This is a genomic window from Catellatospora aurea (assembly GCF_042663325.1).
Taxonomy (GTDB): Bacteria; Actinomycetota; Actinomycetes; order Mycobacteriales; family Micromonosporaceae; genus Catellatospora; species Catellatospora aurea.
Genome location: NZ_JBHTAC010000002.1, coordinates 139808 through 162984, shown reverse-complemented (window position 1 = coordinate 162984; position 23177 = coordinate 139808). Strand labels below are relative to the sequence as shown.

The following is a 23177-nucleotide window of genomic DNA, read 5'->3' as shown; positions in this document are numbered from 1 at the left end:
GATTTCCCCCACATTGCCGAACCACCGGGAATGCCCCGCCCCCACCCCAGCCGACGATCTTGCGTGAAATGTGGTACGAAACGCCCACAACGGGAGAAACGGCAAAAGCCCACGCAAGATCGTCGCGATCTTGCGTGAGAACGACGTTCGGAGAGGCGGGACCGTCGCGAGGCGGGCAAGATCGCTCGATTTGCCGGGCAGGGGGGCGTGCGCGGGGTCGAGATACGTGCGGTTGCCTGGCAAGTCGAGCGGTCTTGGTGCGTCAGTGGTCGTCGATCATCCGGTCGAGGCGGCGGACCAGGGCGGCGTGCTCGTCCGCGAGGCGCTGTACGCGCTCGGTGTCGCGTGCGTCCAGGGTGCGGCGCAGTTCGGCGACCGCTTCGAGGTCGTGCTCCCACTGCGACATCCGCTGGAAGTCGGGCGACGGCCTGCCCTCCTCCTGCTCGATGAGGACGGAGTAGCACACGATCGCGATGCCCATGATGTCCAGGGCCGTCTGGTGGCTCACCGCCAGCCCTGCCGGCAGGGCGCTCTCCGGCGCGTTGTGCGCCACCGACTCGGTCACCGACACCTCCATGTCGACCGGTGCGCCGCAACGATGATCGGCCACCGTGCTGGACGATACGCCCTGCCCGGAACGACCTGACAGCAGCACCTGCGTCCAGTGGGCGAGATCATCCGCCACGCCCGCGCGGGCCGCCTCCCGCGGCCGGGAACAGGTCGGCAACCGGTCCACCGGCACCCCGCGCGCCCGCGTGGGATGACCGGAACCAGGTCGCCCACCGGGCACAAGCGCATCGATTGACATCACGATGCGAGCCACGTAGGTTGCGACGGAAAGCGCTTTCCATTTCGTGCGATGTCCCCTCGGACACCGACGCCCCACAGAGTGGAGCCGACACATGACCATCACCGACCTGTCCCGCCGCGCACGATGGCGACCCGCCGCGGCAGCCGCGGGCCTCGCCCTGGCCACCGCGCTGGCCACGCTGGCCTTCACCACGACCGCCGCGGCGGCCACGCTCTACGCCGACGACTTCGAGGACGGCAACTCGTCCGGCTGGACCTCCTCCGGCGGGAGCTGGACGGTCACCACCGACGGCAGCAAGGTGCTGCGGCAGGCCGGCACCAGCGCCGACGCCCGCGCCCGGACCGGGTCGTCGTCCTGGCGGGACTACACCGTCACCGCCCGGGTCAAGCCCACCGCCTTCAACGGAGCCAACCGGTTCACCGCCGTCATCGCCCGCGCGCAGTCGAACACCAGCTACTACTACCTGGCCCTGCGGTCCAATCACACCGTCGAGCTGAAGAAGCTGGCCGGCGGCTCGTCCACCACGCTGGCAACGGGTCCGGTCACCGTCTCCACCGGTGTCTGGTACACCCTGTCGCTGTCGGTGGCGGGCACCGCGCTGCGCGGCACGGTCAACGGCGCGACCACGCTGACCGCGGTCGACGCGCAGTTCGCCACGGGTGGCATCGGCGTCGCGACCTTCTACGCCGCCGCGTCCTTCGACGACGTGACCGTGTCCGACAGCGCCGCGCCGTCGCCCAGCGCCTCCCCCTCGGCTCCGCCCACGCCGTCGAGCAGCCCGTCGGCCCCGCCGTCGGCGAGCCCGCCGCCGGCCGGCGCGATCGTGGTGGCCAAGGACGGCAGCGGCCACCACACCACGGTGCAGGCCGCCGTCGACGCCGTGCCCGCGAACAACACCAGCCGTGTCACCATCGCCATCAAACCGGGCACCTACCGGGAGCTGGTGACCGTGCCCGCGAGCAAGCCGTACGTCTCGTTCGTCGGCACCACCGGCAACGCCGCCGACGTCGTCATCACGTACGACAACGCCAGCGGCACGCCCAAACCCGACGGCAGCGGCACCTACGGCACCACCGGCAGCACCTCGGTGCTGCTGGAGGGCAACGACTTCACCGCCCGCAACCTCACCTTCTCGAACACGTTCGACGAGGCCGCCCACGATTACAGCGCCGAGCAGGCCGTCGCCGTGACGACCCGCGGCGACCGCCTGGTCTTCGACAACGTTCGGATCCTCGGCAACCAGGACACGTTGCAGCCCAGCTCCCCCAACGCGGCCACGGTCAGCCGGGCCTACTACCGCGACTGCTACATCGAGGGCGACGTCGACTTCATCTTCGGCCGCGGTACGGCCGTTTTCGACCGCTGCGAGATCCGCTCCCTCAACCGCAACTCGACCAGCAACAACGGGTACGTCACCGCGGCCTCGACCACGCTCACGAACCCGTACGGCTACCTGTTCACCAGGTGCACGCTGACCGCGCCGGCCGACGTCGCCGCGCAGAGCGTGCACCTCGGCCGCCCCTGGCACCCCAGCGGCGACGTCAACGCGATCGCGCAGGTGCTGTTCCGCGACTCGGTGCTGGGCGCGCACATCAAGGACGCCCCGTGGACGGACATGTCCGGGTTCTCGTGGCGGGACGCTCGCTTCTTCGAGTACCGCAACACCGGTCCCGGCTCCACCGTCACCGCCGACCGTCCGCAGCTGCCCGACACGGACGCCCCGCAGTTCACCGCCCAGGCATACCTGGCCGGAACCGACGGCTGGAACCCGGTCAACTGATGGGAAGGGCACCTTCTACATCGCATGGCGATGTGAAGGTGCCCTTCCTTTCACAAACGGCGGAGGAAGCGGTCGACGGTGGCGCGGAACGCGGCGGGCTGCTCCACCCAGGGATGGTGTCCGCACCGGTCGATCACGGCGAACTCGGCCAACGGGAAGAGCCCGGACAGCGCGCGCACCGGTGCGACCCCGGCGCTGCAGTCCTGCGCGCCCGCGACGACCAGGACGGGCGCGGTGACCTCGCCGAGCAGCCGGGCGAGGTCGGCGGGCGGCTCGACGCTGAAGTAGGCGCGGTTGGCAGCGTAGCTGTAGCGGGCGGTCGCCGCGTGGGCCTGCTCCGGCTCGCCCCAGGCCGCGTAGCCGAGCGGGGCGGCCTGCCGGTACCACATGTTGAAGGCGTCGTCGTCGGTGCTGCCGGGGCCGGCGGACCAGGCCGCGACCGCGGCGTCGAAGGCCGGGTCGCCGCGCCGGGCGTCGATCAGCGCCGAGGTGTCGGAGGGCTCGTCGACCAGGTAACCCGCGGGCGGGGTGACGAGCACCAGCCCGGCGAGCCGGTCGGGGAAGCGCGCCGCGTAGCTGATCGCGAGCCGGGTGCCCGCCGAGTGGCCGAGCAGCAGCAGCCGGTCCAGGCCCAGGTGGACGCGCAGCTGTTCGAGGTCCTCGGCCTGCCGCCAATACGACGCCGTCTGCACGGACTCGGGCAGCGGGGACAGTCCCACGCCGCGCAGGTGGGGAACGATCAGGCGCTGCGGGAGTCCGGCCAGGTCGCCCAGGTAGCGCGGATGCAGGGCCGCACCACCGGCGAGCGCCACGACCGGTGTACCGCCGTCATGGTTCAGTTCGTCGTAGTGCAGCGCGGCTCCGTCGGAGCCGAAGTAGGTCGTCATGAGTGGTCAGCCTTTCGCGGGATGCCTCGCGGGCGCCCCGGCGGCCACCTACGTCAGATGGACCGCGCTGCCTTGCGGAGGGGGAGCACCCAGCCTGATGTCGCGTTGATGGGTCTCACCTCCTCGGATCGGTCGCGTGAGCGGTGACGTTACCAGACGATCATGCGGGTGGATCGGCCGCGGCCAACTCGGCCACGATGTCCAGGTGCCCGGCGTGGCGGGCATACTCCTGCAGCAGGTGGAACAGGACCCGCTCCAGTGTGGGCGGCTCGGCCCCGTCCCAGCGCTCGCTGGGCTGCCCGACCGTGGCCAGGTCCGTGGCGAGCACGACCTCGCGGGTGTGCTCGCCCTGCGCCAGCAGCACGGCGACCAGTTCGGCCAGTGACTCCGTGGGGTCCACGTGCCAGCGGTCGTCGCGCCGGTCGCCCCAGGGATAGCCGACGTCGCGGCCTTCGAAGCCCCACATGATCCAGCGCAGCTCGACATGCCGCAGATGTTTGAGCAGTTCGACCGGTGTCCAGCCGGAGGCGAGCCGGCTGTGCCGCTGCTCCGCCTCGGACAGGCGCTCGACGGTCCGGATGACGGTGGTCCGGTAGTAGTCGAGGTAGGCGGTGAACACCTCGTTGCGGGAGCCGATCGGGGCGGTCGGGCTGGGCGGGGCATCGCTCACCCGTCGAGTATGCCGCCCGCCGGTGGTGTGGACCGCCGGGCGCGGTGCGCGGAGTGCCGTGTCGTGGCACCCCGCGCGCCGCGTCAACGGGTCAGAAGACCGGGACGCCCTCGCGGACCAGCTTCCAGTTCTGCTGGAAGAAGTCCGCCGGGTCGATGGAGCCCTTGGCCTGGGCCCAGTCGATGAGCAGCTGGCGGATCTCCTGCTGCTCGTTGTAGACCTGCGTCTTGACGATGCCGGGGAAGCCGCCGCCGCCGCTGCGCCGGTAGTTGTTCACCGCCACCACGAACTGGTCGGTGTCGGCGACCGGGGTCGTCGTGCCCGCATGGTGGAGGACCGTGATGCGCTGGCCCACCGGCTTGCTGATGTCGATCTCGTAGTCGACGCCGGAGAACGTGTCGTAGTTGTAGTCCGGCACGGTGGGCTCGCTGATCGCGGCCGGGTCGACCGGCGCGCCCGGGGCGAGCGTGCGGAAGTACTTGGCCGAGTACTCCAGGTAGGCGCGCACCTCGGCGCCGGTGAGCACCACGGCTTCGAGGGTGTTGTCGTAGATGTACAGCCCGGCGACGTCCTTGATCTTCACGTCGCCGGCCGGGAACAGCGCGGTGCGGCTGAACGGCGCGGCGATCGACAGCACCGGCAGCCCGGCCTGCGGGGTGCCGGCCATGGCCGCGGTCACGGTGTCGGTCTGCACCTTGTTGATGAAATCGAGGATCGGGGTGTCGACGTAACGGGACTGCTCCGCGGACAGCTCCACCACCGAGGTCGCCACGACCTGGTTGATGTACGCCACGGTCTTGTCGTGCTGCGCCTTCACCGCGGCGACGACCTTCGGGTCCTCGACGACGGTGTTCGTGTTCAGCATGGTGGCGTGCTTGGCGGTGACCTTCCAGCGGCCGCGCTCGCGGCTCAGCGTGAAGTCCATCCGGGTGACCCGCTGACCCCACTTCGACGGCTCCGACAGCAGCACCAGCTCCCCGGTCGCCTCGTTGGCGACGAACTTCTCCACGACCTCGCTGTGGGCGTGGCCGAACAGGATCGCGTCGATGCCGGGCACCTGCTGGGCGATCAGCGCCGTCGGGTTCTCGTTGGGCAGCAGGTCGCCGTAGCTGGACACGCCGCTGTCGCCGCCGTGCGCGGAGATCAGCACGATGTCGGCGCCGCGGTCGCGCATGATCGGGACGTACTTCGCCGCGGTCGCGATCATGTCCTCGAAGCGCAGCTTGCCCTCGACGTTCGCCTTGTCCCAGATCGCGACGCCGGGGTTGGTCAGACCCAGGATGCCCACCCGCAGCGACGGCGCACCGTGGCCCAGCGACACCTTCTTGATGACGTACGGCGTGAACGCCGGCTTGCCGGAGCGCGCCTTGACCGCGTTCGCGGCCAGCGCCGGGAAGCCGAGCTGGCGGATCCACAGGTCGAGCAGCGGCAGGCCGTAGTTGAACTCGTGGTTGCCCAGCGTGATGGCGTCGTAGTCGATGACGTTCATCGCGCGGGCCATCGGGTGGCGCTCGCCCGTCGACGTGATCGGCTCCTGCTTGGCGTAGAACGTCGCCAGCGGGGTGCCCTGGATGGTGTCGCCCGCGTCGAGGACCAGCGTGGCCTTGCCCTTGCGCTCGGCGCGGATCTGGTTGACCAGGGTGGCCACCTTCGCGACGCCGACGTCGTTGTGCGCGCTGTCGTCGTACTCCTTGTCGCGGTAGTAGTCCCAGTTGAAGACGTTGCCGTGGGTGTCCGAGGTGCCGAGGACCGTCAGGTCGTAGGTCTGCGGCTGCCCGTGCCCGGCCGCCTGGGCCGGGACCGCGGCGACCAGCGGTCCCGCGACGACGGCCGCGGCTGCGCCGGTGAGCAGCTGCCGCCGCGACGGCATACCGGAGGGGGAGGTCATGTGTCGAGCCTTTCCATGGGGGTCTCGCCCGGTGGGGCGCCGCCCCGCACCCTAACCAAACAGGTGACCCCCTGCCACCCGATCGACCATCCCCACTGCCCCACCCCTGCGCACCCGCCCGAGATCATCCGACTTGCCCGGCAGACGTGCGTATCTTGGACGCGCTTTCGCACAGGTGTCGGGCAAGTCGAGTGACCTTGACGGGCGGCGGGGCGGCGGCGGGGCTACGGTGCTGCGATGGAGCAGCGCATCAGCATCGTCACGCTCGGGGTCGCCGATCTGCCCAGGGCCAGGGCCTTCTACGAGCGGCTCGGCTGGCAGGGCCAGGAGATCGAGCAGACCGTGTTCTTCCAGACCGACGGCATCGCGGTCGTGCTCTGGGGACGGGACAAGGTCGCCGCCGACGCCGGGGTGCCGGACCTGGGCGGCGACGGCTTCGGCGGCGTCACCCTGGCGCACAACGTACGCAGCCGCGCCGAGGTCGACGAGATCATGGCGGTCGCGGCCGGGGCCGGGGCGACGGTCACCAAGCCCGCCCAGGAGACCTTCTACGGCGGCTACGCGGGCTTCTTCACCGACCCCGACGGGCACGTCTGGGAGATCGCGCACAACCCGGGCTTCACGCTGTCCCCGGACGGCTCGCTGATCCTGCCCGACTTCGGCCAGGCCGCCGGCTGACCGCCCAGCTCCGACTACGCCAACCGATGGGCAGGGCACCTTCTACATCGCATAGCGATGTAGAAGGTGCCCTGCCTTTCCTTAGAAGGCGATGAAGCTGTACAGGGCCAGGTGGTTGGACTTGGTGGTGGGCACGGTGTGGCCGATGGGTGAGGGCTGCACGGTGCCCCGGACGAACAGATAGTCGATCTTGCTGGAGCCGTTGGTGGCAGCTGTGCCGTAGCCGGTCATGCCGTAGCCGCTGAGTGTGCTCGCGGGGATGCCGGTGCGGTTGGCGTCGATGCCGACGATCCGGATCGTCGACGCGTTCAGCAGGGTGGTCGCGTCGGCGCCGAGGTGGATGCCGGTGCCTCCGATGCCCTTGTCGCCGTCGCCGGCGCAGGCGTTCTGCCGGTTCTCCTGCGGCAGGTGCATGGTCGCCACGAACACGCTGGTGCCGGTCGCCTTGATGGTGAACCGGGCGGCGATCGCGCTCGTGCGCTTCCACTTCCACTCGTTGGTGCTGCCGTCGTCGTTGTTCGGCGGCTTGTAGAGGGTGCAGCCCGCGCCGTTGTTGTAGGACGTTCCCGGTTTGAGCCAGCCTGCGCTCCAGTACTTGGAGACGTCGCCGGAGGCCAGGCTGAGGCGCTGGGTGTTGTAGACGATGGCGTTGGTCTGCTTCTTCTTCAGGTCGCCCAGGGACTGGTCGTCGCAGCGGTGCGTGCTGCCCCACGGCTCGGGGTCGTCCCAGACCACGATCGCCTTGTACGTGCCCGCCGGGTAACCGAACTTGGCCGACAGCTGATCGGCGTACGCGGAGGCCTGCCCGGTGCCGCGGACCTGCTGCACGATGAGGATGTCGGGCGCGACGACGCCGCTGGTAGCGGTGCGCCCGGCGTCGTCGACCAGCATCGAGGTCAGGTGGTCCGGGCCTGAGATCCGGGTGCACGACCCGTCGGAGTTGTTGGTCACCAGGTTCTCGATGTTGTTGTTGTAGACCCGCAGCACGCGATCGGCCACGGCCGCTGCCGGTGCGGGGGCGGCCGACGACGCGGCCGGCGCCGCGACCCCGCCCGCGAGCAGCACCGCCGCGACCGCGGTTACCCGGACGAATCTGCGGTGACGAACCGGCATGGGGCTTCCTTCCACCGTTGGACAGCCGACCGGTTCACGATGACGGCATTGCCTACATTCGCCCTACATCAGGGCTACAGCGGGGCAACGCCACAGGGAACGGCGCTCGGCGACGCCGCCGGGTGGCGGCCACGCTGTCGGGAGGATGTCCGGCCTGGCGGATAGCCTGGTCGGTCTATGGGCATTCGGGGCAGCGGGCCGGCGACGATCGTGTGGAGGCCGGCGTGAGCGCGGGGCTGATCGGGCGTGCGCACCCGGCGGCGGTGCTGCACGACGAGGTGTCCCGGGCGATGGCCGGGCACGGCGGGTTGGTGCTGGTCGCCGGGGAAGCGGGCATCGGCAAGACCTCCCTGCTCACCGCGGCCATGGCGCAGGCCCGCGCGTCCGGTGCGCTGGTCGTCGCGGGAACCTGCTGGGACGCCGAAAGCGCGCCGGGGTTCTGGCCGTGGACGCAGGTGCTGCGGGCCGTGCGTCGCGGCGTGGACCAGGCCGACTGGGCGGCGGCGCGGCAGGCCGGCGGGGCCGGGCTGAGCGTGCTGCTCGGCGAGGGCGGGCCGGACGCGAACGGCACGGCGTTCGACGGCGAGTTCCCCCTGTTCGACGCGGTGACGAGCGCGTTCGTGGCGCTGTCGCAGCGCCGTCCGCTGGTGGTGGCCCTGGACGACCTGCACTGGGCGGACGCGGCGTCGCTGCGGCTGCTCCGGTTCGCCGCGCAGCACACGTGGTCGGAGCGGGTGCTACTGATCGGGGCGTACCGCGACGTCGAGGTGGAGGCGCCGAAACATCCGCTGCGGGCGTTGATGGTGCCGCTGTCGGTGAAGGCGACCACGGTCACGCTGACCGGGCTGGGCCGCGACGAAGTAGCCGAGCTGATGGCGCGTACCACCGGGAGGGCGCCGGACCCGGCGCTGGCCGAGGAGGTGCACCGGCGCACCGGCGGCAATCCGTTCTTCGTGGAGCAGACGGCGCGGTTGTGGCACAGCGGCGGCAGCCTGCTGGCGGTCGCGCCGGGGGTGCGCGACGCGCTGGACCGCCGGCTGGCGTTGCTGCCCGAGGACGTCACCGCGCTGCTCGCCACGGCCGCGGTGCTCGGCCGGGAGTTCCCGCGGCAGGTCCTCGTGGCGGCGTCGGGCACGCCGGAGGCCGGGGTGGACCGGTTGCTGGCGCAGGCCGAGGAGGCCCGGCTGGTCGCCGTGCGCGGCGTCGGACGGTACGGCTTCGCCCACGACCTGGTCCGTGAGGCGCTGCACGACGGGTTGCCCGAGCGGGCGCGGCAGGAACTGCACGCGGCGGTGGTGCGGGCGGCCGAGGCCTCGCCGGAGCTGGCCGTCCAGGTGCTGCCCGCGGATCTGGCGCGGCACGCCTACCTGGCCGGCCCGTTGCTGGAGCCGGAGATCGCGGTGCGGCGGCTGCTCGCGGCCGCCGCCGACGCGGGCGAGCGGCTGGCCGCGGACGAGGCGATCTCGCACTACCGGCGGGCGCTGGAGCGGGTGCGCGAGCCCGCCCGGCGGGTGCGCGTGCTGGTCGAACTGGGCCGCAGCGTCTACCACCTCGGCGACAAGTCGGAGGGCTGGCGGCTGTTCGAGGAGGCTGCCGCGATCGCCCGGGAGACGGGCGACGGCGAGCTGCTGGCCTGGGTGGCGCTGGTGGTGCACCCGCACGGCCGTCCCGGCGGCAGCGGGACCGAGCTGCGGCAGAGCCTGCTGCGGGAGGCGTACCGGCTGCTGATCGGCGAGGGCGCGGAGGCCGCGACGCCCGAGCAGCTGGCGCAGAGCCTGATCGTCCGCACCGAGGCGCTGGCCCGCACCGGTCGCGACGACGAGGCGCTGATGTTCAGCCTGTGGGCGCGTCACGATCTGAACTGGGGGCCGGGCGGCGCCCGTGAGCGTGAGGCGCTGACCGCCGAGATGGAGCAGGTGAGCCGCCGCGCGGCGGACACCGGCACGGAGGCGCTGGCCGCATCGTTCCGGTGGGTGGCGCTGCTGGAGATGGGCGACCCGGGCTATCTGGAGCAGCTGAGCGTGTTCCTGGCGGCGGCCGAGCGCGACGGCAGCTTGCGGATGCGCATCTCGCAACTTGTCGACCAGGCCGTCATCGACACCATGCGGGGCCGCTTCGCCGAGGCGGAGGAGCTGCTGGCACGGCTGCGCGCCAGCGAGGGCCATCCGCACGCGGACTTCACGTTCATGCAGTACCACCTGGAGTGGGCGCTGGCGATGCAGCGCGGTCGATTCGCCGAGGCGGACCGGCTGCTGGCGCCGCTCGACGCGCAGGACCACCCGTACCTGCCGCTGGTCCAGGCGATCACGGCGGTGGAGCGCGGTGCCGTCGGCGAGGCGCTGCGGCTGGTGGCGGCCGCGGAGGCGTACAGCAGGCACGACCCGTACCCATCCTCGGTCAACCGGTTGTGCCTGCGCCTGCGGGCGCAGCTGGCCGCCGCGACGGCGGACCCGGAGCGCTGCGACGAGGCCCGGGAGGCGCTGCTGCCGTACCGCGGCGAGTGGGCGGTCTCGCTGTGGGGCTGCGACGTGAGCGGCCCGCTGGACCTGTGGCTGGCCGAGGTCGATGCGGCGGCGGGGCGCTGGGATGACGCCGTGGCCGAGTACACGGCCGCCGCGGAGTCGGCCGAGCGGATGCAGGCCCCGCCCTGGGCGGAGCGGGCCCGGGCGGGCCTGGCCCGCGCATTGACCGCCCGGAACGCCCCGGGCGACACACCGGCCGCCTCGCTGCTGCGCGACCCGGGCGCGCGCGAGGCCGAGGCCGCTGCGGCGTGCGAATTCCTGCGGGAGGACGCCACCTGGCGGCTGCGGTACGCGGGCCGGACAGTGCACCTGCCCGACGCCAAGGGCCTGCGCGATCTGCACGAGCTGCTCAGCCACCCGGGCACGGACATCCCGGCGGTGGAGCTGGCCGACCCACCGGGCGGCGCGACGGCGGTCGTGGCCCGGCGCATGGGCGCGGACCCGGTGCTCGACGACACGGCGAAGGCGCACTATCGGCAGCGGCTCGACCAGCTCGACGACGCGCTCGACGCGGCCGCGCGACGCGACGACACGGCTCGGCGGCGGGCGCTGGAGTCCGAACGCGACGCGCTGCTCGCGGAGCTGCGGGCGGCGGCGGGCCTGGGCGGGCGCACGCGGCGGCTCGGCGACGACGGCGAGCGCGCCCGCAAGGCGGTCACCGCCCGGATCCGCGACACGCTGCGGCGGCTCGACGACCTGCACCCGGAGCTGGCCGCGCATCTGCGGGCGAGCGTGTCGACCGGCAACGCTTGCGGCTACCACCCGGTCCCGGCACCGCCCTGGCGGCTGTGAGCGCCGCCAGGGCGGTGGACCGTCATTTGCGGTTGTAGCGGTACATGGTCAGTGCGCCGAACACGGCGGTGCACACCACGCTCGCGACCAGCACCCAGGTGATCGCCCCGGCGTCGGGCGCGCCGGTCATCACCGAGCGCACCGCCGCCACCAGGTGGGTGATCGGGTTGACGTCCACGAACGCCTGCAGCCAGCCGGGCATCGTGGTGGGCTGCACGAACACGTTGCTGAGGAAGGTCAGCGGGAACAGCACCAGCATGCTGACGCCCATCACCGACTTCTCGCTGCGCAGGATGAGGCCGAGCCAGGTCCAGATCCAGGAGAACGCGAACGAGAACACCACCAGCAGGCCGATGCCGGCTGCCACGCCCATCACGCCGCCGCCGGGACGGAAGCCCAGCACCAGCCCGACGCCCATGATCACGAGTGCGGCCAGCACATAGCGCAGCAGGTCGCCGAAGATCATGCCGACCAGCGCGGCGGGCCGCCACACGGCCAGGGTGCGGAAGCGGTCGAAGACGCCCTTCTCGATGTCGGTGTTCAGGCCGACCCCGGTGTACATCGTGATCATGACGACGCTGGTGACCATGATGCCGGGCAGCAGGTACTGCAGGTACTCGCGCGGAGAACCGGCCAGCGCGCCGCCGAACAGGTACGTGAACATCAGCGTCATGATGATCGGGAACATCGTGACGTCGAACAGCTGCTCGGGCACGTGCTTGATCTTCAGCATCGCCCGCCAGCCGAACGTCAGCGACGCCGACAGCGGCCCCGGCCGGCGCGGCTTCTCCCCCGGCGCCAGCACCGCGGCAATGGACTCCGCCGACGGCGTGTAAGCCGACGTCTCAGGTGCGACGGTCGTCGTGCTCATGCCTTCTCCTCCGTGCGGGCGGCCTTGTCGGTCAGGGCCAGGAACACCTCGTCGAGGCTGGGCTGGCCGAGGGAGAACTCGTCGACGACGATGCCCGCCCCGGCCAGCTCCGCCAGGGCCCGCGAACCGGCCGCGGCGGCGTCCACGGCCGCGCCCGAGCCCCCGACGCGCGCGGTCAGCGCGACCGGGTCGGCCTCCTGCTGCACGGTCGTGTCCAGCACCTTCGCCAGGATGCGCTCCGCTTCGGGGCGCTGGGCCGCGTCGCGCAGCCGCAGGTGCACGGTGCCCGCCCCGATCGAGGACTTGAGCTGCCCCGGGGTGCCCTCGGCGATCACCTTTCCCTCGTCGATGACCGCGATCCGGCCCGCGAGCTGGTCGGCCTCGTCGAGGTACTGCGTGGTCAGCAGCACCGTGGTGCCCTGCGCCACCACCGCCCGGATGATCTCCCAGACCTGGTTGCGACTGCGCGGGTCCAGGCCCGTCGTCGGCTCGTCCAGGAACAGCAGGTCGGGGGTGTTCAGGATGCTGGCGGCGATGTCGATGCGCCGCCGCATGCCGCCGGAGTACTTCTTCACCTGCCGGTCGGCCGCCTCGGTCAGCCCGAACGCCGCGAGCAGCTGCGCGGACCGCTCGCGCGCGGCCGGTTTGCGGTAGCCGAGCAGCCTGCCCAGCAGGATCAGGTTCTCGGTGCCGGTCAGGTCCTCGTCGACCGAGGCGTACTGCCCGGTCAAGCTGACCCGGGTGCGCACCGCGTCGGCCTCGGTGCGCAGGTCGTGCCCGAACACCCGGGCCTGTCCCCCATCGGGTCGCAGCAGCGTGGCCAGCATGCGCACCGCCGTGGTCTTGCCCGCCCCGTTGGGCCCGAGCAGGCCGTACACCGTCCCGGCGGGGACCGCCAGGTCGAGCCCGTCCACCGCCCGGGTCTTGCCGAACGTCTTCACCAGCCCGGAGGTCTCCACCGCCAGGCCGGTTCGGTTCACCGCCATCACATTCCTCTCGTCCACCACTCAACGCGGCCGGCTCGCACGGTGCGGCGACCCCGCCACCCGGTAGGCGCCAGACGCCCCGCCAGATCGGATCTGGCGGGGCGCGGGTGCCCCGCCACCCGGACAACCGAGCAGGCGCGGCGGGCGGAAACGGGTCAGCCGAAGACGCGCAGCTCGTAGACACGGGTCGCGATGTCGGAGTTCTGGGTCGGTGTGGCCACGTCCAGCCGGACGTACCGGGCGCTGACGGTGACCGGGTGGGTGCTAGTGGCCGCGGTGTTGGCGGTGACGTTGACGGCCTGGGACCAACTCACCCCGTCAGCGGACACGGAGATGCTGAACGCCCTGGTGTTGAGGGACGCCGACTCGCCGCCCGCCTGGGCGTGGGCGACCTCGAAGCGGTTGATCGTCCGCGTCGCGCCGAGGTCGACGCGCAGCCAGGCCCCGGTGACGGCGGAGCAGAACTTGTCGGTGTTGCCGCCGTTGACGGTGCCGTTCACGGCCTTCTCCGGGCCTTCGGCGGCCTGGCACGCGGTGGAGCCGGTCGCGGGGCGGCCCTGCGCCAGGTTGGTCCCGGCGCCGACGTGCGGGCTGACGGCGACGTTGTCGAAGGCCGCCGCGGCGTTGAACACCCGCAGCCCTGTCGCGCCCGTGGCGTAGGTCGCGTCCGTGACGTTGATCTTCGGCATGGCCATGTCGTCGACGTACACCTTGATCGAGGATCCGATCGCGGTCACCCGCATGCGGTAGGTCGTGCCGACGGCGACGGTCATGGCCGTGGCCTGGAGCTGGGTCCAGTTGTTGTTGACCCGGCCGAGCACGACCCGGCCCGCGGGGCTGATGCCGGCGTAGTAGCCGGTGTAGCCGTCGGTGCCGGTGGAGGGGTTGGTGACCCGGAAGATCAGCCCGGCGTCGCCGCCGCCCGAGGTCACCGCCACGTCGGCGTCGTAGGTGAGGTTGCCGAAGTTGGTGTCCAGCAGCGCCTTGCCGCCCAGCGAGTTCGCCGCCGTGTAGCGGCCGCCGGTCGCCGACCAGGAGCCGCCGTAGGTGCGCCAGCCGAAGGCGTTGTTGTCGGCGAAGTTGTCGCGCACCCGCATCGTCACCGGGGCGATCGTGCCGTCGGCGTTGAAGACCATCCGGTCGTACGCGAGCTGCCGGTGGTTGCCGTCGGTCTCGCTGAGCGGGCGGCGGTGGTAGACGATGTACCAGGTGTCGGTGCCGGGGATGTTGACCACGGAGTTGTGCCCGGAGCCGCGGGCTACGGCGGCGTCCTGGGCGAGCACCTTGCCCAGGCGGGTGAACGGGCCCAGCGGCGAGTTCGCGATGGCGTACGCGACGGAGTAGTCGGGGCCGGTCCAGCCGCCCTCGGACCACATCAGGTAGTACTTTCCGTTGCGCTTGAACATCTGCGGGCCCTCGACATAGCCCGCGGGCGTGATCTCCTTGTACACGGTGCCGTCGGTGTGCGTGCCGAGGCTGATCATGTCGGCGTTGAGCCTGACCACGTTCGCGTGGCCCCAGCCGCCGTAGTACAGGTAGGCCTGGCCGTCGTCGTCGATGAAGACGTCCTGGTCGATGGGCTGCGCCCCGTTCTGGAACTGCGCGATCAGCGGGCGGCCCAGCGCGTCGGCGTAGGGCCCCTGGGGCTGGGTCGCCACGGCCACGCCGATGCCGCCGAGGCTGCTGTTGTTCTGGATGTCGTTGGCCGCGAAGTACAGGTAGTACCTGCCGTTGCGCTGGATCGGCGCGGGCGCCCACATCGCGTAGGACGCCCAGGAGACGTTAGCCCTGGTCAGCACGTTGGGGTGCTTGGTCCAGTTGACGAGGTCGGTGGACGAGAAGGCGTCGAGGTAGGTCTGCTCGGCGTAGCTCTTCGAGGTGGTCGGGAACACCCAGTAGCGGTCGCCGTAGACGACGGTGTCGGGATCGGCGTACCAGCCGTCGGCGAACGGGTTGCCGGCCTCGCTGGTGGTGTAGTCGGGCGGCACGGCCGAGGCCGCGGGCGCGCCGAGCAGCATCCCGGCGAGGACGGCGAGCATGGTGGCGGCGGCGACGCGGCGGGGACGGTTGCCCATCGGCGGTCTCCCATCAGTGGATTCACGTTCGATCCCGAATCAACGGAATCAAAAACACGGGAACGCGAGTGGCCGCCGTACCACCGGTCGTCACTATACGTCGACACATCGTCATCTGACGATGAGTGAGGTGGATCCCGGACCGGCGATTACACCGATGCAGACAGCAGGCCCCTGCTCCGATGCTCGTTGGCACCACACGCACCGTCCCGACGAAGGGCTCCCCCATGCGTATCCGCCAACGTCTCATCGCCGCCGGCGCGGCCCTGGTCGCCGCCGCGGCACTCGTGGTCGCCCCGGCCACGCCCGCGAACGCGGCGACCAGCACACCGGTGATCTTCGTGCACGGCTTCATCGGCAACTCGTCGAACTGGACGACCGCCCTGTCGGTCTTCCGGGCCGGCGGCTTCACCCGGCTCTACACGTACGACTACAACTGGGCCGGTTCCAACCAGCTCAGCGCCGCCGGCCTGCGGGACAAGGTGAACCAGGTCAAGGCGCAGACCGGCGCGTCGAAGGTCGCCATCGTGAACCACTCGATGGGCGGCCTGGTCACCCGCTGGTACCTGGAGGAGCTGGGCGGCTCGGCCAACGTCAGCCACGTCGCCTCGATCGCCGGCGCCAACCACGGCACCACGTACGCCGGCGCGTGCCTGATCAACGTCTCGTGCATCGAGATGTACCCGGGCTCGCTGTTCCTGCTCGACCTCGCCGACGGCGACGAGACGCCCGGCAGCGCCAAGTACGGCACCTGGTACTCGGCCTGCGACGGCATCATCATCCCGTACACCAGCACCCGCCTGACCGGGGCGAGCAACAACAACGTGCTGTGCGAGACGCACATCGGGTTCCTGACCAACACCAGCGTGCTCACCCAGATCCGCAGCTTCATCGCGGCTTGACCGGCCCGTCGGCGCCGCCCTGCCCGGGGGCGGCGCCGACGCGCTCAGACCGATTCGAGCTGCTGGTTCTGGCCCGGCGTCGCGCGCGGTTTCCGGCTCGCCTTGATGGCGAGGAAGTACAGGTAGCTGCCGAGCAGGACCATCACGGTGGCGATCGGCCACGCGTACGCGCCGGGCACGTGCATGGCCAGGAACCAGGACTTCACGTCCACGCCGACCAGCAGAAAGATCATCGGCACGAGCCCCTGCGGGAACAGCGCGATCGAGCCCAGCGTCCAGCCGATCAGCGCGGTGCGCGCCGCACCCTTGGACACCTCGGCACGCTTGGGCAGTTCTACGCGGACCGGCTTGCTGCGGCCGGTGCGCATCAGGAAGAGCAGCTCCGGCCCGCCTGCCCGCAGCCGCCCGACCGCGACCCGGCCGAGCCACCAGGCCAGGAAGACGCCGGTGGCCACGCCGACCGGCACACCTGCCCAGAGCAGGAAAGCATTGTCGTACGCCGTGCCGAGGGCGAGCACCGTCGCCGCCGGGATGCCCGGCAGCAGTCCGCCCCAGAACATGAGATTGGCCTGGCCGGTCGTGTCACCGTGTTCGAGGGGGTTCTCGGGACGCTTGTGGGCGTCGGGGCCCGGCGCGAGCGCCACCACGGACAGGAGCGCGCCCAGCCCCGCACCGCCGCCGAGCATCGCCGGCACCAGGGCCAGCACCCAGGGCCACACCCAGACCAGCCCGCTCCACGCCGTGAACCCTACCGCGACCGCGAGCGTGACCGGCCCGAAGACCAGCAGGTAGGCCAGTTGACGGCCGCGCAGGTCGGCCCGCTCGCTGCCGATGAGCAGGGTCATCCACAGCGCCGTGCCGTCCTGCCCGTACAGGTTGGCCACCGACGCGCCCGCCATCAGCGCGAGCGCGGGCGCGGCCCACGGCAGCAGCACCTTCTCCCCGAACGTCAGCGGCAGCGCGGTCGTGCCGAGCGCCCAGGCGAGCGGCACGAACACCGACTGCGTCCGCTGCGGATCGCGCCACCAGGTGCGCAGTTCCTTGCGCAGCACCGCGCCGGTGCGCCCGGCGAACAGGCCCCGGCGCGGCGCGGCAACCCGGCGGGAGCCGCGGATGGTCACCCGCGCTCGGCGCGGGGTGCCTAGGCTGCGGCTCCACGCGAGCAGCAGCAGCACGATCAGCAGCACCAGCCCGGCCAGCGCAGCGACCGCCCACCACCAGTCGCCCCGGGCTGCCGACTCGACGGCGACGACGCCCCAGCCGGACGGCACGGCGCGCACCGTGCGGGCGAAGCCCGGTCCGAAGCCGGTGTCGAGCACCCCGGACACCTGGATCGCGACAGCGACCATCCAGCCGGACTGGGCGAGCACCATCATCGCCGCGATGAGCATGCCGGTGAACGCCGCGCCGGTCCGCGACTTCGCCACCACTCCGAACACGACCGTCGCGACCCTCGACAGCAGCACCACGAACACCAGCTGCAGCACGACCGCGGGGAGCGCCACGACCACGGATGCGGGGCTGAGCCGGACCGCGTAGCCGACCAGGCTGACGAACGCCAGCAGCGTCACCGAGGCGGTGACGCCGACGAAGGCCGCGGCGAGCAGGCCAACGGCGAGCCGCCGACGCGGCACGGGCAGCAGCCCGAAGTGGTCGGCGCGCAGCAGCGTCGAGCCGCCCCAGACCGGCCCGACCACCCAGCCCAGTGCCCACATCAGGTACACGGCGGCGAGCAGGTCGGCGACCACCGTGGGGTGGGCAGGCAGGGCCAGGCTGAGCCATATCGTGGCGGCCGCCAGCGCAAGCCCGAGGACCCCGCCGACGACCATCCAGGCGGCTTTTCCACCGGTCATGGAGTGGCGCATGATCGCCAGCTTCATCCGGATCAGGATGCGCGCCTCGGCCGGCAGGGCGCTCAGGACGCCAGCCACGACAGGCCCTCCCGGTCGCCGGTGTCGACACCGACGAGCCGGACGAACGCCTCCTCCAAGGTGCCGTCGCCGCGTACGGCGTCCAGCGGGCCCGCGGCGACGACCTTGCCCTTGGCCATCACGGCGACGGTGTCGCACAGCTGCTCGACCAGTGCCATGACGTGGCTGGACAGGATCACCGAACCGCCCGCGGCGACGAAGCGCACCAGGATCGACTTGAGTGCGGCCGCCGACACGGGGTCGACCGCCTCGAAAGGCTCGTCGAGCACCAGCAGCCGCGGCCCGTGCAGCAGGGCCGTGGCCAGGCCGATCTTCTTGCGCATGCCGGTGGAGTAGTCGACGACCAGGGTGCGTTCGGCGTCGCCCAGCTCCATCACGTCGAGCAGTTCCTGGACCCGCCCGGTCAGGACGTCGTCGGGGATGCCGCGCAGCTGGCCGAGGAACGTCAGCAGCTCCCGGCCGGTGAGGCGTTCGGGCATGGCCAGCCCGTCGGGCAGCACGCCCATGAGCGCCTTCGCCCGGTCCGGGTCCGCCCAGACGTCGACGCCCAGCACCTGCGACCGGCCGCCGTCGGGTCGCAGCAGGCCGACCGCCATCGACAGCGCCGTCGTCTTGCCCGCGCCGTTGGGCCCGACGAGCCCGAAGAACGAGCCCTGGGGCACGGCCAGGTCGACGTGGTCAACGGCGACAGTGTCGCCGAACGCCTTGTGCAGCGCGGTCAGCCGCAGCGCCGCGGCCGGTTCGGCCTCCACGGTCACTCCCCCGGCAGCCGCGGACCCGGGACCTGGCCGCGCTCCGGGCCGGACCACTCCATGGTCAGGGTCAGGTGGCCCTCGCTGGCGGCTTTGGCGATCACCACGCCGGACTCGGCCGTGATCTTGATGCCGATCTCGACGGTGAACTTGTCCGGCCGCCGGGGCAGCGAGCTGACCTGGTCGGTCACCGTCTGGATGACCGGGCGCAGCCGGCTCATCATGGTCTGGAAACTGTCCCGCGCGGTGGTGATGTGGTCGCCGACCCCGGCCTCGACCAGCTCGTCGCGCTCGCCGTCGCTCGGCTCGACCAGCAGCCGGGTGCCGTCCTCCAGGGTCACTTCGATCAGCGGTTGCATGCTCAGCCTTTCCAGCCGGGGCAGATGTCCTCGTCGTCGGGTTCAGCCGCGGCGGCGCGTCGTTCGTCTTCGGTCAGTCCGCGGCCGACCACCTCGCACAGGTGCCGACGCCACTCCTGCGGGTCGAGGGCGAACCGCCGCAGGCCGAACTCGACGCCGCTGACGGTCATGGTCGTCACCGCCCCATCGATGGCGGTGCCGCCCTGCCGGTACTCGTCCAGGTCGTCGGACTTGGGCAGCACCAGTGTGTAGCGCACCGTCGGCCCGGTCACGTCCCAGACCGCGAACTGCTCGCCGCGTTGCAGGTAGACCGTGTCGCCGTGGAAGCTGTGCAGCCGGCAGCAGGCGTTGGCGAGCTGGGGGTTCGCAGGCGGCGCCAGCGTCGCGACTAGCTTCAGCTGTGCGAGGTCGACGATGCCGACCTGGCCCCGTTCGCTGGAGACGGCCAACCGGTCGCCGCGATCGTCGAAGGCCAGCTGCATCACGCTGCTGAACTCGTCGAACCGGAGCAGGGAACCGTGCTGCTTGCCGGTCTCGGCATTCCACAGCGTGACCACGCCGCCTGACGTGTTCACCGCCAGCAGCTGCCGCTGCTCGTTGTAAGCACAGGTGCCGTTGGGGGCCCGGGTGTCGATGCCCGGCTCCCCGCTCAGATCGACCGGATCCAGGGGGCGCAGGCTCGGATAGTCCCAGCGGTGGATCACGCTGCCGTTGAAGTGGACCAGTTTGGTCGCGCTGCGGACCACGCAGGCCCAGCCGAGCCGGGCGTTCGCGGCCTCGCCGGGCGTGCTCGGCGGGGTGGTCAGCGTATGCCGCACCACCGCCGGATCGTGCAGATCGCGCAGCGAGAGGGTGGCGTTGCCGGCGTCGGCGGTGAAAAGGTAGCGGTCGTCGGCGATCAGCACCCGCTCGGTGGGCGGCAGTGCGCTCTCCACACGGCGTCCTGACGGCAGCTGCCACAGCCGGGCCGGAGTGGCCTGCCGGTCAACGGCGAACGGGCCGACCGGGACCGCCCGCTGCGCGCCGGGCGCGACGAGGTCGGCACCCAGCTCGGTGAGCGTTTTGCGCGGTACGTCGGACAGCATGACGCCGCCGTCGGCCGCGTACGCCACGAGCCAGCCGCCGTCGTGCGGCACGGCCACCGGCACCACCCGCTGGTCGGGGCCCTCTCCGCCGAGTCGCGGCAGCGCCAGCACGCCGGTGTCGCCGCTGCCGGTCGCGACGACCTGTATGGCCTGGCTGGCAGAGGTGGCCTCCCACACCAGGCTCAGCAGCACCTCGCCCGCGGGGTCGAAACCGAGCTGGTTGCCGAACACGGCGTTGCACGGTGTCGTCAGTTCGCGCACCTGCCGCATCGCGGGCAGTTCGAACAGCCGCATCGTGCCCTTGCCGGAGAACTTCGGGCAGCGCACCAGCTGCTTGCCATCCGGGCTGACGCCCACGACGTCGTCGCCGATCTGCGCGGTGGCCCTGCCCGCCTTGACGTCCCACACCACGGTGTCGCCGGTCGCCGAGGACCTGAGCAGCACGGTGTCGGCGTCGGGGCCGAACCAGGCGTACTGCACCTCGGTCGGCGGCAGCTCGGTCTCGGTGTCGTCACGCAGGTCCCAGATCATCGCCCGGACGGGATCGTCCGCATGCCGGCTCACCAGCAGCAGCAGCCGCTGACCGGACGGGTCGAAGCGCGCGAGCCTCACGCCCGTGTACTTGGCGAGCGCCAGGCTCTTCCGGTCACCTTTCTCGTCGATGACCGTCACGCCTTCCGCGCCGCGGTAGGCGATGCGCGTGCCGGTCCGATCGGTGATCACGTCCGAGGCGGACTCGTCGAGCAGGATGGAGACGGGTCGACCGCTGCCGTCGAGCTGCCATCGGCGCAGCCTGCCGTCTGCGGTGAGCAGTGCCGGCGGGTCGGCGGCGACGGCGAGGCTGGTCACGTTCGCGGTGTCCGGCAGGATGCGGCTGACCTGGTGGAGTTGCGCGTACACCTGGAACAGCGCGCTGGTCGACTCCGGCAACGGCTTGTCGTGGTAGGCGGCCAGCGCGGTCAGCGCCGCCTTGTCGAGGTCGATCGAGGTGTACCGCAGCGCCTGCGCCGCCTGGTCGCGCGCGCTCGCGTCACGTAGCCGCGCCAGCAGGTCGTCGCTCTGCTCCTGCAGCCGCACCGCGAACACGGCCGTCGCCGCCAACAGCAGCACCAGCACCCCGGCCACCGACCGCCACGCCCAGGCGAACCGGCGGCTGCGCTGCCGGCTGGCCAGGATGAAGTCCCGGTCGTCCTGGGTGAGGTCGTCGCCGTTGCTGCGCAGCCAGTTTCGGGCCGCCTCCAGCCGCGCGCCGCGCAGCGGCTCACCCTGCTCGCGGCTGATGCGCAGGGTCTCGTACCACTGCCAGAACTCGGCCGACTCCTTCAGCCAGTCCTCCAGGCGCTGCCAGCGGCGGGTCAGCGCGTCGTGGGTCAGCTCGTAGGTGACCGCCCCCGTGTCGCGGTCCTGCGACGTGACGACGAGCCGGGCGGCGGCGAGTTCGCGGGCGACGGCCAGCATCGGCGCGGTCAGGTCCTGGGCGCGCACCGGACGCCGCAGCGCGGTCCCGGCAGCGGTCGGCTGCACCAGGCGCAGCATCAGCGAGCGCACCGCGGGCAGCTCGGCCCGCGGGACGCGTTCGCGCAGCACCTCCTCGGCGTAGCCCGCGATGACGCCGCCGACCCCACCGAGCGCGTCGTACGTCTCGTGGGTGAGCACGTCGCCGGGTTCGGACCGCCACAGCCGCTCCAGCAGGAACTCGACCATCGGCAGGGCGCCGGCGGTCGCGCCCGCGTCGGTGAGGATGCGGTCCACCAGCCGGGGTTCGGCGGCGCGGTCCGCCGCCGCGAGCGGCCCCTCGACCGCTTCGCGCAGGGCGTCGCCGGTCAGCGGCGCGAGGTAGGTGATCGCGTGCGTCCACGCCGGGCCGAGCCCGGACAGCGCCGCGGCCTGGTCCAGGAAGTCCGAGCGCAGCGTGACGATGACCCGGACGGTGCGGGTCGACTCCCACAGCGCCCGCAGCAGCGTGAACAGCTCGGTGGCCTGCGCGGGGTCGTGGCCGACCAGTTCTTCGAGCTGGTCGACGACGATGACGAGCCGCTGCGCGTACGCCTGATCGAGAACTCGGACGATGAGGTCGCCGATCCGGCCGGCCCGTAGTTCGGCGGCGATCTCTGCGGGAGTGGCGTCGGGAAGGTCGAACGCCTGCGAAAGCGCGCGGGTGAGCACGCTCTCGGCGGTGACCCCGGCGGCGACCCGCAGGCCGACGATGACGGCGGGCCGCTTCCGCAGCCGGGGCAGCACCCCGGCGGACAGCAGGGACGACTTGCCGGTGCCGGACGCGCCGTTGAGCACGGTGAACGGCTCCCGCCACACGGTCTCGGCCAGCTCGGCCGCCTCGGTGACGCGTCCGAAGTAGAGCGGGGCGTCCTGCTCGCGGAACGGCTCCAGGCCGCGGAACGGGCTGTCGTCCCACCGGCCCGGCGGTTCGGCCCAACCGGCCAGCCCCGGTGCCGCGGCGAGCAGCGCGGCCGCGGGCTGGGCGTATGCCGTACGCCGCCCGGCCAGCGCCTCCGTCGCAACGATCATGCCGGTCACGGCCTGGCGGTCGTCGTCCCAGACGGGGCCGCCACTGAAGCCCTGCGTGGCCCAGAAGCCGGCGTTGCGGTCGTCGTCGATCTGCAACCAGCCCGAACCCTGCCGGCCGTGCATCGTGCCCACGGCCCACACGCCGTCCGGGTGGTGTTCCGGGAAGCCGAACATCCGGCACCGGTGCCCCCAGGCGTCGGGCTCGTCCACGAGGCGGACCGGGCGCACCCCCTCGGGCGCGGGCTCGGCCAGCCGCAGCACGGCGATGTCGGTCTCCCGCGCGGGCCGCCACACCTCGACGACGGCCGTGCCGGTGGTGCCGGTGGCCCGGAAGCGGACCTCGATCCGCGTGCCCACGCCGGGCTCCGCGGAGCCGCGGGCCAGCAGCTTGGTGAGCACGTGTGCGGCGGTGCAGACCAGGTCGGGGGCGGCCACGAAGCCCGCGCCTACCGGGTGGCCGTTCGGGAGATCGATCGACACCACGCTCGCGTGCAGCCGTTGCTCGGCGGACATTCCCCGCTCACGCCCCCTCCGCGCCGGTCGGCGGCC

Annotated in this window: 16 protein-coding genes; 4 read left to right on the top strand and 12 right to left on the bottom strand. The window is 71.9% G+C overall.

What is annotated here, in order from left to right:
- Window positions 1–262: 262 nt before the first annotated feature.
- Window positions 263–610 carry a hypothetical protein gene (locus ACFQO7_RS02635; RefSeq protein ID WP_376804841.1) on the bottom strand — a complete coding sequence of 116 codons (348 nt, stop codon included), beginning with the start codon at window positions 608–610 and terminating at the stop codon, window positions 263–265.
- Between the two features lie 292 nt (window positions 611–902).
- Between ACFQO7_RS02635 and ACFQO7_RS02630 the strand changes: the two genes are divergently transcribed.
- The gene (locus ACFQO7_RS02630; RefSeq protein WP_376804840.1) at window positions 903–2591 is read left to right on the top strand and encodes a pectinesterase family protein; all 1689 of its coding nucleotides are present in this window, start codon (window positions 903–905) and stop codon (window positions 2589–2591) included.
- A gap of 50 nt (window positions 2592–2641) precedes the next feature.
- Here the strand turns inward: ACFQO7_RS02630 and ACFQO7_RS02625 are convergent, their stop codons facing one another.
- The 3 genes from ACFQO7_RS02625 to ACFQO7_RS02615 form a co-directional block, all read right to left on the bottom strand.
- A complete protein-coding gene (locus tag ACFQO7_RS02625; protein WP_376804839.1) occupies window positions 2642–3478 on the bottom strand; it encodes an alpha/beta fold hydrolase in 837 nt (278 codons plus the stop codon).
- Window positions 3479–3638: 160 nt separating this feature from the next.
- Window positions 3639–4148, bottom strand: a complete 510-nt coding sequence (locus ACFQO7_RS02620) for a mycothiol transferase (protein WP_376804838.1) — start codon at window positions 4146–4148, stop codon at window positions 3639–3641.
- 91 nt (window positions 4149–4239) lie between these two features.
- The gene (locus ACFQO7_RS02615) at window positions 4240–6036 is read right to left on the bottom strand and encodes a bifunctional metallophosphatase/5'-nucleotidase (protein ID WP_376804837.1); all 1797 of its coding nucleotides are present in this window, start codon (window positions 6034–6036) and stop codon (window positions 4240–4242) included.
- 237 nt (window positions 6037–6273) lie between these two features.
- Between ACFQO7_RS02615 and ACFQO7_RS02610 the strand changes: the two genes are divergently transcribed.
- Window positions 6274–6714 carry a VOC family protein gene (locus ACFQO7_RS02610; RefSeq protein WP_376804836.1) on the top strand — a complete coding sequence of 147 codons (441 nt, stop codon included), beginning with the start codon at window positions 6274–6276 and terminating at the stop codon, window positions 6712–6714.
- Window positions 6715–6795: 81 nt separating this feature from the next.
- On the opposite strand, the gene ACFQO7_RS02605 is transcribed toward ACFQO7_RS02610, so the two are convergent.
- Complete coding sequence (locus ACFQO7_RS02605) at window positions 6796–7827, bottom strand: hypothetical protein (protein ID WP_376804835.1); 1032 nt, start codon at window positions 7825–7827, stop codon at window positions 6796–6798.
- Between the two features lie 224 nt (window positions 7828–8051).
- Between ACFQO7_RS02605 and ACFQO7_RS02600 the strand changes: the two genes are divergently transcribed.
- Window positions 8052–11141 (top strand): ATP-binding protein, encoded by a 3090-nt coding sequence (locus tag ACFQO7_RS02600; protein ID WP_376804834.1) that lies wholly within the window; start codon window positions 8052–8054, stop codon window positions 11139–11141.
- 22 nt (window positions 11142–11163) lie between these two features.
- Here the strand turns inward: ACFQO7_RS02600 and ACFQO7_RS02595 are convergent, their stop codons facing one another.
- From ACFQO7_RS02595 to ACFQO7_RS02585, 3 genes are all read right to left on the bottom strand, one after another.
- Window positions 11164–12012, bottom strand: a complete 849-nt coding sequence (locus tag ACFQO7_RS02595; protein WP_376804833.1) for an ABC transporter permease — start codon at window positions 12010–12012, stop codon at window positions 11164–11166.
- Window positions 12009–12998: an ATP-binding cassette domain-containing protein gene (locus ACFQO7_RS02590; protein ID WP_376804832.1), complete on the bottom strand. Its 990-nt coding sequence runs from the start codon at window positions 12996–12998 to the stop codon at window positions 12009–12011. The genes ACFQO7_RS02595 and ACFQO7_RS02590 overlap by 4 nt, the downstream gene beginning before the upstream one ends.
- Before the next feature lie 155 nt (window positions 12999–13153).
- Entirely contained in the window at window positions 13154–15073 is a 1920-nt protein-coding gene (locus ACFQO7_RS02585) for a family 43 glycosylhydrolase (RefSeq protein WP_376804831.1), read from the bottom strand.
- A gap of 227 nt (window positions 15074–15300) precedes the next feature.
- Here ACFQO7_RS02585 and ACFQO7_RS02580 point away from each other — a divergent pair, with 227 nt between their 5' ends.
- Window positions 15301–15975 (top strand): esterase/lipase family protein, encoded by a 675-nt coding sequence (locus ACFQO7_RS02580; protein WP_376804830.1) that lies wholly within the window; start codon window positions 15301–15303, stop codon window positions 15973–15975.
- 44 nt (window positions 15976–16019) lie between these two features.
- Here ACFQO7_RS02580 and ACFQO7_RS02575 read toward each other — a convergent pair whose 3' ends face one another.
- Genes ACFQO7_RS02575 through ACFQO7_RS02560 form a run of 4 tightly spaced genes read right to left on the bottom strand, consistent with a single transcriptional unit; the run spans window position 16020 to window position 23141 of the window.
- The gene (locus ACFQO7_RS02575; protein ID WP_376804829.1) at window positions 16020–17906 is read right to left on the bottom strand and encodes a hypothetical protein; all 1887 of its coding nucleotides are present in this window, start codon (window positions 17904–17906) and stop codon (window positions 16020–16022) included.
- Window positions 17891–18664, bottom strand: a complete 774-nt coding sequence (locus ACFQO7_RS02570; RefSeq protein WP_376804828.1) for an ABC transporter ATP-binding protein — start codon at window positions 18662–18664, stop codon at window positions 17891–17893. The genes ACFQO7_RS02575 and ACFQO7_RS02570 overlap by 16 nt, the downstream gene beginning before the upstream one ends.
- Window positions 18661–19017 carry a CU044_2847 family protein gene (locus ACFQO7_RS02565; RefSeq protein WP_376804827.1) on the bottom strand — a complete coding sequence of 119 codons (357 nt, stop codon included), beginning with the start codon at window positions 19015–19017 and terminating at the stop codon, window positions 18661–18663. Before ACFQO7_RS02565 ends, ACFQO7_RS02570 begins: the two co-directional genes overlap by 4 nt.
- Window positions 19018–19019: 2 nt before the next feature.
- Window positions 19020–23141, bottom strand: coding sequence for an nSTAND1 domain-containing NTPase (locus tag ACFQO7_RS02560; RefSeq protein ID WP_376804826.1), 4122 nt, complete (start codon window positions 23139–23141; stop codon window positions 19020–19022).
- Window positions 23142–23177 lie beyond the last annotated feature (36 nt).

Excerpts from the sequence above, each read along its gene's own strand:
- ACFQO7_RS02630 (WP_376804840.1), top strand. The coding sequence starts at position 903 with ATGACCATCACCGACCTGTCCCGCCGCGCACGATGGCGACCCGCCGCG.
- ACFQO7_RS02595 (WP_376804833.1), bottom strand. The coding sequence starts at position 12,012 with ATGAGCACGACGACCGTCGCACCTGAGACGTCGGCTTACACGCCGTCG.
- ACFQO7_RS02605 (WP_376804835.1), bottom strand. The coding sequence starts at position 7,827 with ATGCCGGTTCGTCACCGCAGATTCGTCCGGGTAACCGCGGTCGCGGCG.
- ACFQO7_RS02590 (WP_376804832.1), bottom strand. The coding sequence starts at position 12,998 with ATGGCGGTGAACCGAACCGGCCTGGCGGTGGAGACCTCCGGGCTGGTG.
- ACFQO7_RS02615 (WP_376804837.1), bottom strand. The coding sequence starts at position 6,036 with ATGACCTCCCCCTCCGGTATGCCGTCGCGGCGGCAGCTGCTCACCGGC.
- ACFQO7_RS02610 (WP_376804836.1), top strand. The coding sequence starts at position 6,274 with ATGGAGCAGCGCATCAGCATCGTCACGCTCGGGGTCGCCGATCTGCCC.
- ACFQO7_RS02625 (WP_376804839.1), bottom strand. The coding sequence starts at position 3,478 with ATGACGACCTACTTCGGCTCCGACGGAGCCGCGCTGCACTACGACGAA.
- ACFQO7_RS02560 (WP_376804826.1), bottom strand. The coding sequence starts at position 23,141 with ATGTCCGCCGAGCAACGGCTGCACGCGAGCGTGGTGTCGATCGATCTC.
- ACFQO7_RS02580 (WP_376804830.1), top strand. The coding sequence starts at position 15,301 with ATGCGTATCCGCCAACGTCTCATCGCCGCCGGCGCGGCCCTGGTCGCC.
- ACFQO7_RS02565 (WP_376804827.1), bottom strand. The coding sequence starts at position 19,017 with ATGCAACCGCTGATCGAAGTGACCCTGGAGGACGGCACCCGGCTGCTG.
- ACFQO7_RS02585 (WP_376804831.1), bottom strand. The coding sequence starts at position 15,073 with ATGGGCAACCGTCCCCGCCGCGTCGCCGCCGCCACCATGCTCGCCGTC.